The organism is Moraxella nonliquefaciens, assembly GCF_001679005.1.
Lineage (GTDB): Bacteria > Pseudomonadota > Gammaproteobacteria > Pseudomonadales > Moraxellaceae > Moraxella > Moraxella nonliquefaciens.
Genome location: NZ_LXTW01000009.1, coordinates 1 through 12,520, shown reverse-complemented (window position 1 = coordinate 12,520; position 12,520 = coordinate 1). Strand labels below are relative to the sequence as shown.

Annotated in this window: 5 protein-coding genes; 1 reads left to right on the top strand and 4 read right to left on the bottom strand. The window is 42.6% G+C overall.

What is annotated here, in order from left to right:
• Window positions 1-45: 45 nt before the first annotated feature.
• The 4 genes from A7456_RS12030 to A7456_RS04045 all read right to left on the bottom strand — a co-directional run bounded on the left by A7456_RS12030 (window position 46) and on the right by A7456_RS04045 (window position 10,411).
• Window positions 46-264 (bottom strand): VENN motif pre-toxin domain-containing protein, encoded by a 219-nt coding sequence (locus A7456_RS12030; protein WP_082995433.1) that lies wholly within the window; start codon window positions 262-264, stop codon window positions 46-48.
• Between the two features lie 298 nt (window positions 265-562).
• Complete coding sequence (locus tag A7456_RS04065) at window positions 563-1,453, bottom strand: hypothetical protein (RefSeq protein ID WP_067007848.1); 891 nt, start codon at window positions 1,451-1,453, stop codon at window positions 563-565.
• A gap of 37 nt (window positions 1,454-1,490) precedes the next feature.
• Window positions 1,491-1,766, bottom strand: coding sequence for a hypothetical protein (locus tag A7456_RS04060; protein ID WP_065262216.1), 276 nt, complete (start codon window positions 1,764-1,766; stop codon window positions 1,491-1,493).
• Between the two features lie 638 nt (window positions 1,767-2,404).
• Window positions 2,405-10,411 carry a two-partner secretion domain-containing protein gene (locus tag A7456_RS04045; protein ID WP_067007844.1) on the bottom strand — a complete coding sequence of 2,669 codons (8,007 nt, stop codon included), beginning with the start codon at window positions 10,409-10,411 and terminating at the stop codon, window positions 2,405-2,407.
• Window positions 10,412-10,558: 147 nt separating this feature from the next.
• Here A7456_RS04045 and A7456_RS04040 point away from each other — a divergent pair, with 147 nt between their 5' ends.
• Window positions 10,559-12,499: a ShlB/FhaC/HecB family hemolysin secretion/activation protein gene (locus tag A7456_RS04040; protein WP_067007842.1), complete on the top strand. Its 1,941-nt coding sequence runs from the start codon at window positions 10,559-10,561 to the stop codon at window positions 12,497-12,499.
• The last annotated feature ends 21 nt before the right edge of the window (window positions 12,500-12,520 follow it).

The following is a 12,520-nucleotide window of genomic DNA, read 5'->3' as shown; positions in this document are numbered from 1 at the left end:
GACGACATTGCGAGCATAATTCCCCAAATAATCATTTCTTGGTTGTCAATCACTTGCACTCGGATTTGCCTGACAACGCTCCATTTTTGCAATAGCATGATTGATATCTGATGTATTCATACCAAAACTCTCTGCAGTCCAAGTGTAGTTATTATTCTCCACCGCCCCCTTCCCAAGCTCAGAAGCATTCACAGCATCAGCAGTGCTACCATCAGTCGCTGTATAAGCCGTTGTTACTGTGGCAAGGTTTAGAATGCTGACGATGGTGTCTTTTTGGTTTTATATTAGGTTGGTTGAGAAGCGATAATCCACCATGCTATTAAAAATAAGGGAGCAATAAATATATGAATCTTTAGGAGCTTATAACCCTTCAATTTGACTAGTTTAGGATCTGTGCTATTTGTTAATATGCCCATTATTAATCTCGTTACCTCTTTGCTTATGAATAATTCTGATATATTACTTATCAAGCCCAAACTTTTTGCAAAACGATATAAGACACAATGGTAAGATATCCAGAATAATACACACAAAATAAACATACTTATCACTAAATTCATGTCTATTTCTCCTTTTTATCTTCTTTGCGAGAAAAGTCAAATGTTTGAGAGTAGCCGATTGAAGAGCCATATTTAAACCCAACACCGGTACCAAATTTTCCATGTGAATAAAAAGGATTGTTGGAACCATTAGACCCTACACATCCACCTGCGGTTAACCATTTCCCTCCTGAAGCACATGTTTCAATATATACCCCATCCTGCTTAGCTGTTGTGCCTGGAAGACTAACTGTTTTATATGCAGCCGTCTCTAACGCCCAACCTCCATTAATAAAGGCTGCATTAACATTCATCTTACCATCACCAGCATATGTTGCTCCAATACTGCCACCATACCAAGCTGCCGCACTAAATTCAACAGATGTATCTTTAACTATAGTATCCACCGCTTTCCGATAACGTTCTTTTTTAACCCTTAAACTTTCAGGTTCTTTTTTGTTTTTGTTAAACCCATTCCACTCCACCGCATTCTCGCCCACATTCAAATCATTCGCCATTTGGTCGCTGTTGATATCACCATTGTTAACGACAGTGTTTGTAGCCACTGTGGCAAGGTTTAGAATGCTGACGATGGTGTCTTTTTGTTCTTGGGTAAGCTCTTTTGGGTCTTTGGTATTAAATAAGAAGTCTGATAAGGCAGGTGCAGCCACTTCACTACCCGCTCCTGATAAAGCACCTGTGGTGATGTTATTACCCGTAGCATAGCTTACTGCAGCACCTAGTATGGCATGGGCTAGTAGATGATTGGCTGATTGTTCTTCTGGTCTATTACCACCATCAATTTCATTTTTAAGTTTATTTTCTTTAAAATATTGCCCAATTTGATAAGCAAGCTCTGGGCTTGCTGCTCTTACTGTATCGCCTATGATACCATTTGAGTTAGGTGCGTACAAGGCGGAGGTGATGCCATCGAAGAGTCTTAGGTTTTATTTAGTCTTCAATAATATCTATATCAAAAGCAGGTTTTATGCCTTTTTTCTTTTTTTCTTCCATTTTGTTTTTCATATGATTATAAAAGACATTGCCTCTATAAAAAGTATGTAATATTGATAAAAAAGTTACACAAAAAAATATATCATATAAAATCAAAAATCCAAAATATGCCAGTATAAACAGAATAAAAAATAAAACAAAACAGATTAGCAAGCTGATATGAAAATTTTTCAACTTGGTTTTATTTTTATAATAGCTATCATTGATTGACACAAGTCTCTCCTACTTTCTTTGAACAAATCATTATGGTGCCACCCAATGTTCCTGTTCTATTACTTATTATTTTAACTTTTCTTTAGAAAATCTAAACATGAACAAAAATACATCTAAAAAACCAGAAAAAGAAAGAATAATTATCAATAAAAAAATGACGTAAAAAAACTGGCTTTGAAGTATATTCTCCAAAATTACCCAAAAAACTATCAGCAGAAATGGTACAAAAAATAAATAATTTCTTTTCATTGCAAGTCTTTACAATCCTTTTTAGTTTCTACAGAACATACTTTAAGGCAATTCCAGCATTAGCACCTACATCTATAGCTGGTTGTATGGCAATTGAGACATGATTATGAAATTAGAATTTGGATATTCAATCTTCAAAAATATCTATATCAAAAACAGGTTTTATGCCTTTTTCTTTTTTTTCTTTCATTTTGTCTATCACATGTTGATTAAGAACAAAACATCGATAGAAAGCATGAAACATACATAAAAACATTACATAAAACACTACTTTATATAGAAATATAAATTTAGAATATGCCAGTATAAACAGAATAAAAAATAAAACAAAACAGATTAGCAAGCTGATATGAAAATTTTTCAACTTGGTTTTATTTTTATAATAACTATCATTGATCGACACAATTATCTCCTACTTTCTTTGAACAAATCATTATGGCACCACCCAAAGCTCCACCCATCGTGCCTTCTACGCCACCTGTAATAGAGCCATCTGAATTTATAGAACCACCAAGTCCATAACCACCACCAAGAGCTACAGCCCCTGTTCCAGTTAATTGCCAAGTGCGACTCCCTGGTGTTGCTGTGCCTGTGGAAAGAGATCCTCCTGTGTGTACATAGCCACCCACCATAGGACCAGCTAGAGCACAGGTGGTGTGCGTTGTGCAAATCTTGCCCTCTGTGTCAAAAACTACACCTGTTGCTTGCCTCACCCCAAGAATAACAACGGCTGTACCTCCTGCTTCAACTTCGCCATTAACTCCAGATAGTGTAGTATTCACAACCGAATCCCCATATTTTCCTAGAGAATCGGTGATGTAACTATTGGTAGTTCTAGCCCCAGAAATATTAACATTAGAGGATTTTGTAGTATTATTGTAACTTTCTAAAGCACTTTGTGGATAGGTTGGTGCTTGAACTCCTGTTGCTCTTGGTATTGTTGAGGACTGTTGATTACCAACAATCCTGTTATTATTCCAAGTATACTGATATGATGCAAAATCTCCTTTGCCAGTGTGGCTTTGAATGTATCCAACTAAATTTGGATCAACTTTTGGGATATTTAGGCTGATGCCAGTACCATGATTATTCCATTGTATACCAACTAAATTATCATAGCTCAAATCAGGTCTATTTGATGGAACGGCATTATGACTATCAGCACTTTCATAGAAGTTGCCTTTTTTAAAATTAGCAGCCCTTAGAGCATTAGCAATTTGCTCTTTTGACCATTTTTTATTGCCGCCCTGTCTTTTGTAAAGCTCTTCAATAACCCAATTCTCCCCCTTATTGGCATGCAACTGCCGATTAAAGGCATCTGCATTCACCGCATAGGCTATGCTACTGGTGTCAAGTCCTGTACCTGCACCCACTCCTGCAATGGCAAGGCTCAATACGGAATTACTCATACTTTCGGCAGTGTTCTTGTCCAAACCTTGTTCAATGAGTTTCTCTGTCAGTTTGTCTTGTATTTCGTTCAGTCTGGGGGCAACACCTGCTACCGCTCCTGTGGTAGCCGCACCTTCAATAGTGCCTGTAGCTAGGGCAGCGACTGCAGTATGCAAAGCAACACGGTAGATGCCACCTTCACTCCATTTATCAATCTCTTTGATGGTATTTTGATATTCATCAGAGGTAGTATCAATGTTTTTGTTATTAAGTTCATCTAGGTTTTGAATGAGTTTAAAAGCTTGCTTGTCAGCAAAGTCTGCCACTGCCTTTGGTGCTTCTTTGCCAAACTCTGTGGTAATCACCACCTGAGCATTTAACTCTTTAAGTGCTTGCTCTTTGTTAAAGTCATTGGTAATGATTGGGTTAAGCTGATTTTGAACTTCCTTTTGTTTGAAGCTACCTGTATTGATATGGCTAAGCCCTGCTTGGTCAGTGATGGCAGTGCGGGTGGTACTGGTTTTATGAGTTGGGGTTATTGTACCATAGCCTAAGCCTTGTAGGGCAGGTTTGGCTTTGCCATTTGGACTTCTGGTGTCTGCAACACCAATACCGACACTGATGGCATCCCCTTGATAGTTTAAGTGATTTTCAATGTCTTGGGTTTGGATACCTTGGGCAAATTGGGTTTGGTTTTTACCTGCATCGGTGATGAGATAGCCACCAGTGAACTTTCCTTGCCCTTGTACAGACAGGGTGGATTCTTTGGCTTTGATGCCTGACTGGTGGGTGACTTGTGCATAATCGGCATCTACATCGGTTTTACCACCATTGATACTAAAGCTTTGGGGTTTGCCATCAAAGCCAACATCAGCACTAAATCCTGCTTGTTTTTGATCATGGGTGTATTGATAAGTGTCTTGACGGCTTTTGACGATGAGATCTTTGCCGACTGTACCTGTTAGATGGTCTGTCGTTAGGTTGGCTCCGTCTAGGGTGAGGCTGCCACCAATGTCATTGACGGTTGTACCGCCAACAGTGACTTGGGTGTTGGTGTGGGTTGTAGCAATCTCATGACTACTGCCTTTTGCTTTGTTGGCATTGACGGTAAAGCCAGCAGAGTTTGAACTTAGCCCATCGGTGCTAAGATTAGCAGAAGCATAAACACCAAAGCCTGCGCCTTTGCTGCTATTTTGGCTGGTGGTAGTGCTTGTCTGAGTGGAGGCTTGATAGATGACACTGCTTTCAACTTGATTGTATAAATCTTTTCCAACACTGATGTTTGAGCCTGTGACGGTGAGTGTGCTGTCATCCCCTTTGCCTTTGACATCAAATGCGAGATTGCCATCTGTGTGGATGGTGGCAGCGTCATTGGTCTCTTGGTAGCTGTGGCTGTGGCTTTTGGTACTTTGCGAGCTGATGGTAGCTTGGGCTCTGACAGAGCCTAGTTTGCCGTCTTGCAAGTTTTGATTAAGGGTGCGTACTTTAGATGCAGCAGCCAAGCCGCCCATGAGCTTGGCACGGCGAGAGTCAGTGTCTTGGGTAGCGTCTTTTAAGGTTTCGATGCTTTGTATGTCGCTCACAAGGCTGCTTGAGACACTGGCGGTAACTCCTGTGGTTTTTTGGGCAAAGCTGTGTGTATTGGCAGCGGTGGCATTTTGACTTGTGATATTGACAGCTTGTGCTTTAAATAAGATATTGCCTGTATTAGCATCTGTCTCATCTTTTTGGGCGATGATGTCGCTGTTGATGACATCTATCTTATCGCCTGATTCAAGGCGGATGTTACCCCCTGTGGTGCCAATCAATGAGCCTGTATAGGTGGTTTGCTCATGACTGTTTTCTTGACGAGTTTGTTGCTTGCCTAGTGTGACAGAGGTTGGTGAAGTGCTAAATACCCCTTTTTTGGTGGTTTGTTGACTACGATGGCGGCTTAGGCTATCTTCAGCAGAGCCGATAAGCAGCTCTTTATCAGCCTTAATCAGAATGTCCTTATCTGCCAAGACTTCGGTAGCTACCAATGTTGTATTGACACCGCTGATGACAACTTGATTACCACTCACCTGATTTTTTATGCTAGTGGTGCTGTGCTGCTCAAAGCTAGACTGTTCGGTCTTACTGCCTGTTAAGCGGCGATTGGTGAATTGGCTGGCACTCTCTACGCTCTGTGTTCGCCGACCCTCAGTCATGCGTACATCCTCAGTACCAATAATAGCAGTAGTACCTGTGGCAGAGTCTAGGTGCGAGCCTTGGATGTTGATGTCTGCGTTTTTGGCTGTGGTCGTGATGATGGTATCACCATAACTGCTAATATTTGAACCGACATCTTGTGTTTGGCTGTACTTAAAGTGGTTTTTGTCATCTGCCACAGCACTGATGTGATTGCTGGTGGTGATGGTGCCAATATCAATGCCGTTTTTGGCGGTCATTTGGGTGCTGCCGCCAGTGTTTTGCATGTTGGCGGCTTTGTTTAAGATGTGGTTGCCTGCTTGGATGGTTAAGGTGGCTAATGAACTGCCTTGTTCATCGGTTTTGTCTTTTAAGCCACTGCCAACACTGATGGTGGCAATTTGGCTAATATCGGAGCGACTACTGCTACTTCTGCCTTGGGTGTTTGTTTGGGTGGTGGTTTGGCTTTCATTAATGATGCGGTTTTTGGCATCAAGGCTCATGGCACTGTTTGCGTGTAGGGTGCCGTGGTTGGTGATGGTATTGTCTGCTGTGACGGCGACAAAGTTGCCATAAATGGTACCTGTGTTATTAACATTATTTGCGGTAATGGCAGCAGTGTCTTTGGCGATGATATTACCATGGTTGTCAAGATCGCCTGTCAGCTGCATGTTAATATTTCTTGCTGAGACAGTACTGTATCTACCATCAGGGGTAAGTGTGCCTGCTGCAATGTTGGCAGAACGCAGATATAGCTTAGGGGTCAATACTTCTTCTGTTTTGGTGAGGCGATTGCCATCTTTGTCTTTGGTGGTATGGGTGATAGACTCTTTGACCAGCCAAACGATGTCAGTGCTAAGATTTGCCATCTGATCAGGCGTGAGTGCTGTGCCAAGCGTGTAGCCAAACTGTTTGGCATGAGTGATGCCATTATCCATCAGTTGTTTAAAGGCGTCTTCTTGACTGCTGTAATCGGTATTGATGTGTCTGCCTGTCAGTAGATAATACTGATCTTTGATACGAGCTTGTTCGCCATAACCATCAGATAGGCGTTTATGAATATGATTTGGGTCTGATTGTAGTGCTTTTAGCATATAATCCGAGCCAAGCCACTGTTTATAATCGGTAAACGCAGGGTCAGTTTGGATCAGTGGCAAGTTGGGGTCGTCAGCATTGATGATGTATAAGGCAGAATTAGGAATGTTGATAGCACTGTCTTGAACATTAATGATTGCAAAGAGGTTATTGCCTGTGGTTGGCTTGTCAATACTGGTGCTGCTTGGCGTGGTGTTGATGGCAGCGTTTAGGATGGGGAGCTCGTAAGTTGCCAGCGGTGCAAAGGATTGCACAAAAGCGCCGCTGCCGATATCCACACGCTTATGTCTGCGACCTGTGCCAGATGACACAACCGTGCGGCTGACATATCGACCATTTTCTGTGACTTTGGTTTTTTCACCATACAAACCATTGTCAGGTGTTTGAATGACTCTATCACCAAGCACTGCAAAGCCTGCACCTGCATTCATTTGGCTTTTATCATTAATTAAGGCATCGCCATGAATGACAAGATTTTGTCCCGCTACCATACGAGCAGGGTCAGAAGTCAGAGTTTTGTCTTCATAGACAACAAAGTCCACCGTGATTTCATCAATCTCCTCACCAACACGATGATAGCGTCCGTTTTCTTGCTTGACATACAAAGCACCAGTCGGTGCGCCTTTACGGCTGGTTGGACCTAAATACGCTTCATCGGTGGTGTAGAGGTTTAGGGCTAAATCCACATCGCTTTTATTTTTGTTAAATTGGCGGTTGTGTGCTATGATGGCTAATTCTAACGCTGCAATGGCAGCAGCATTGTCCTCTTCCCATGTCAATAAAGGACCCATGACCTTAGTGTAATTCGCCAGATCTTTATTGTACTGGACGCACGCTTGGTTGTCTGCACCTGCCAAAGCACAGCTTTGGGCGGTTTCATCCTTTGGCGGCTCAGGCTCATCTAAGAGATCTTTGGCTTTGATGTCTGGAATAGGCTCTTTGGGTGCATCAATCTTAAAGTATGCCCATATGGCAGAATCATTGTCATAATTCATGATGCAATCGCTACCATCAGGGCAGTCAAATAAACCCGCCATTGGCTTAGCACCCAAATCAGCAACATCAGTGCTTTTTTGAATGACAGGGGCTGCCCCTGATTGCTCACGGTTACGATACAGTGTTTGCCCATAAACAGATTCTGCTTCTACCTTAACCGTATGCTTTTTAAAGTCAGCGTTGGTGTTCAATAAGGTTTTGGTGTCAACCTGCATCTGTCCTGCTGATTCAATCGTCGCACCTTGATTGACCACTGTCTGTGCTTTGCCTGTGGCATGATGATTGTCATCTAGACTACCACCAAGGTTAAGACCACCCAAGCTTGTGATTAAGGCCTGATTGTCAAAGCTGTCATTGAATTTACCCGCTCTGTCAGGGTTGGGGTTGTTGTTTAAGTGATTAGCACCAATATCCAGACGCTGTCTGGCAGCGATGACAGGGGCAGTGTGGTGAGTATCGATATCTTTGGCTTTTGCTGGCGTATTATTTAGCGTGTCAGCTTGGATGGCAAGATGTGTGCCATAGAGACGACCACCAGCAAGGTTGTTGATGGTGTCTTTGGCTTTTAAAATGGTAGTATCGCCATTAATTAAACCTTGGTTTGTGATATCCGTTTGGCTAGTAATCTGTGTGTGATTGCCGCTTGTGATGATACCTGCTTGCGTGTTATCAATGTGATTGGCATTTAGTGTTAATGTTTGACCTGCGGTGAATTGGCTTTGGTTAATCAGCTTACCACTTGTTGTAAACGCTAAGCGATTAGCAACAAGCTTATCTTGATCGGTGTGGGTATGGTCCAATTGTTGCGTAATGGCAATTGCATCAGCTTGTATGGCACCACCGTTTTGTAACTCATTGGCAGTGATATCTGCTTGTTTGACAGCCGTAATGATGCCGTCTTGATTGATGATTCTGTCTTTGGCGACAAGTGTGATATCGGTGCCGCTTGTTAGGCTACCGCCTGTGTTGATGATGGCAGATTCACTGCCAATCACCATGCCATTTTTGGCAGTGATGCTGCCTTTGGTATTATCAAAGCTCGTTAATTGCCAGTTGATCTCATCTAAGGCGATTTTACTGTCGGTGTTGGTCAGGGTGTTGGTATTTAGGCTTTGTGCATCGATGGATGCTTGCTTGGTGTTACTGGTCTGATTAGCCGTGATGGTAATATCACCTGTGGCAGTGATGAGTGCTTGATCGCCTGTGTTGTTAAAACGATTGGTAGCAATGATATAACCGTCAGCATTTGGTACTGTAATAGACTGGGCGGCACCTGCATTGGCAGGTGACTGTGGGTTTATTGATGAATTACCTGTACTGCCTGCCGTACTGTCTTTCGGCTGATTGCTAATACTGCCAGCACTTTGATCACTGCTTGGGGCAGAGGGTGTAGGGATACTGGTTTGTCCATACAGGCTTTGACCAATCACCGCTTTATCAATGTTGATCAGTGTATCGGTCGTGATATCAAGCTTACCTGTACCGGTTTGGATAAGCTGACCGGTGTTATTCAGCTTACCCGTATCCACTTGCAAAACACCGCCATAGACACTGCCACGGTTTTCAATCGCTTCTTTGGCTGCAATCTTGGCGGTTTGGGTGCTGTGAATGATGCCTGTGTTATTAAGACTTGCGGTATTGATGGCAATGTCTGCTTGCTCACTTAATAGGGTGCCGTTGTTTTGAGTGGTGCTACGATGTGTGTTGATGGTGACAGCATCTTTGGCTAGGATTTTACCGGTATTGACCAGATTGCCTTGGCTGTCTAGCGTGAGTGTACCTGTGGCTGTGATGACCCCTTGGTTATTGACCCCAAAGCCTTTGTCTGTGCCAATCAGATGGATTTTGCCTGCATACATCCCACCAAGATTTGAGATGTCTAGAGCGACACCTTGCTGGCTTGTACTGCTGACACCATTGTTTTGATGAACAGCTGATAACTGATTGAAGCTGCCATCTTGTAGGCTGACCTGATTTTCACCTGTAATGACATCCAGCTTATCCCCTGCATAGATTTCATCATTAATCTGCACAGCTTTGGCAATGAGTGCGGCATAATCCGTGCCTTGTAGGTTTAATTTGCCATGGGCGGCAATATGACCTGTACCAACCTCATAACCTGTCACTTGCCCTTGATTAACCTGGCTGTTTGCTGCTGCCAGATGCACATGACCAGCATTGATAAACCCAGCACCATTGATAAGCAAGCCTGATGGGTTTGCGATAATCACATCCGCCTTTTTACCTGCCACTTCAATAAAGCCACCCAAATGACTTGGATGGTTTGAATTGATTTGGTTTAAGATGGTCGACGCTTCCCCACGAGCCATATAGGGGTTAGCCGCCACAAAACCTGCGATTTGGGTGCTCACCGCTTTACGGTTGTTATTTAAAATAACACCACTACCTCCGACATCAAATTGGCGATAGTGGTTATTGGATAAACCCTTGTCATTGGGTGTGGCGATATTGACAGAAACCACACCACTTGCGGTGTTTAATACAATCGGCTGCAAGGCTTTATCAGCAGATTTATCTGCAATGATGGTGGTGGGGGTGTTGGCATGGGCTGACTGCAAAGCCATAAGTACTGCAAAGGATAAAAAAGTCATAGAACCAACTATGCCTCGTGTCACAGATTTGCTGCCACCACTTGCACTGCCACAACCAACACGACGAGCATATTCACAAACCGCCATCCAAGTCTGTTTGGATTTGTTAAAGACGGTTTTGTATACATGGTTCATAAAAATTTCTTTTTAAAATAAATAGCAATAATATTGTAACAAATATGTATAAATGTAGCAATGGTAATTAATTTAGATAAGCTTGCAAGATTGTATTTATATAGTTAAAATATGTAATATTCTTGAATACGATGCTGGAATGCACCTATGATTAGACCAACAATCCTTGTCACCACAATTACTGCAATTTTGGTTCATAACACCGTCTCTGCCAACACCACCAACCAAACCCTAATCCAAACCCAAGATGCTCGCAATCAGGCATTGCTAGAACAGTTGGTACCAAATCCAAAAGTGGTGGCAGATACAGCTTCCACTGATACCACCACCCAAATCCAAGAGCAACCCGTAGCAGATAACGCCATTTGCTTTGATATACACAAGATTGGTTATTCGGTGTTGTCACAGGGTGATATTGTCTTTGCAGACAAGCTTGGCTTTGCACTCATGCCTGAAATTATGGGTAGTAGCAGTGTATTAGGCAAGTGTATGACAGTAAACGACATCAATGCCATTGCCACTCGTGTGCAAAACCGCTTGATTGAACAAGGCTATGTCACCAGTCGTATTATGGTGGGTGATCAGAATTTGACAGATGGTGAGCTAAGGCTAACCTTAATCCCTGGTAAGATTGCTCAGGTGGTGGTGAATACAGCGGATAGTAAAGTACCTGTCTATGTTAAACAGACAAATAGGGCTTATCCTGCCATTTTAGACACAGCACTCACCATACAAACAGGCAAGCTATTAAACATCCGTGATTTAGAAACCACGCTTCTAAACTTTAAACGCGTGCCAAGTGCTGACGCCAATTTTAAGATTGCGCCAAGTCATACTGGTTTAAATCCATCAGCAGATAATGCCATCAATACCCTTGGCACCCTTGGCTTTAGTGATATTTTAATTGATTATACCCAGCATCGCCGTTTTCGTGGCAGTCTAAGCATTGATGATTCAGGCTCTAAATCCACAGGGAAATATCAAGGGGTGGCGACACTTAGCCTAGATAATTTGGCAAACTATAATGATTTATTTTATCTCAGCTTTGGGCGAGATTTGGGCAATCAAATCAATGATGATAAAGACCATCCGTCTGATAAGAGCAAAGGCTCTAAGAATTATGGTATTGGTTATGTGATTCCTATTAAAAGCAGCGTTTTACAGCTCAATGCCAACCGCTACAGCTATCATCAAACCGTGGCAGGCAGCACCCAAGATTATATCTATGGTGGTACTTCTCGTGGGTACAACGCCAAGCTGTCTCATCTGGTACACAGAGATGCTCACAGTAAAAGCCATGTGTATGCTGGCGGATATGCCAAATCCCAACAAAGTGATATTGATGGTACTCTCATTGATGTACAAACCCGTAAAACCGCAGGTTATTTATTTGGCATGAGCCATGAGACCACTTTCGGCAAACGAGCCAATCATAGCCTTAGCACCGATATATCCTATAAACGAGGTACAGCCGCTTTTAATGCACTGCCCTCACCAGAGGAGCTGTTTGATGAAGGCTCAGCTCGTGTTGGCATCTATCAGCTAAACTCAAATCTAACCAGTCGATATGACCCAATCATAGGCAATAAACCACTGCCTATTATCCACAGCACCACGCTCAAAGCCCAATACGCCACCGACAGCCTAACACCAGATTTAAAGATGGCTATTGGTGGCAGATACACCGTCAGAGGTTTTGATGGTGAGCGTTCATTATCGGCGGATAATGGTATCTTGGTAAGACAGGATATTAGCTTTTATTCAAGCTTTTTAAATAAACAGTCAGCGAACAATCACAGCACCACAATCAATCAAAACAACATAAGAAACAGTCAAGCCAGCCATGCTATCTATCTGGGAATGGATGCAGGCTACATCACCAACCACGACAAAAGCCAAAATAAGCGACTGCTTGGACAACATTTAGCAGGCGCTTTCATTGGCATCAAAGGACACTACACACCAAATACAAATAACCCCTACCTAAGTTTTAACTATGACATCTTCACCTCAAAAGCAATCAGTGAGCCCACAGGCTTTTCAAACAAAGATTGGGTGAGTGGCGTAAGTTTAGGGATGAGTTTTTAAAAGCAAGTTGATATCAAAACA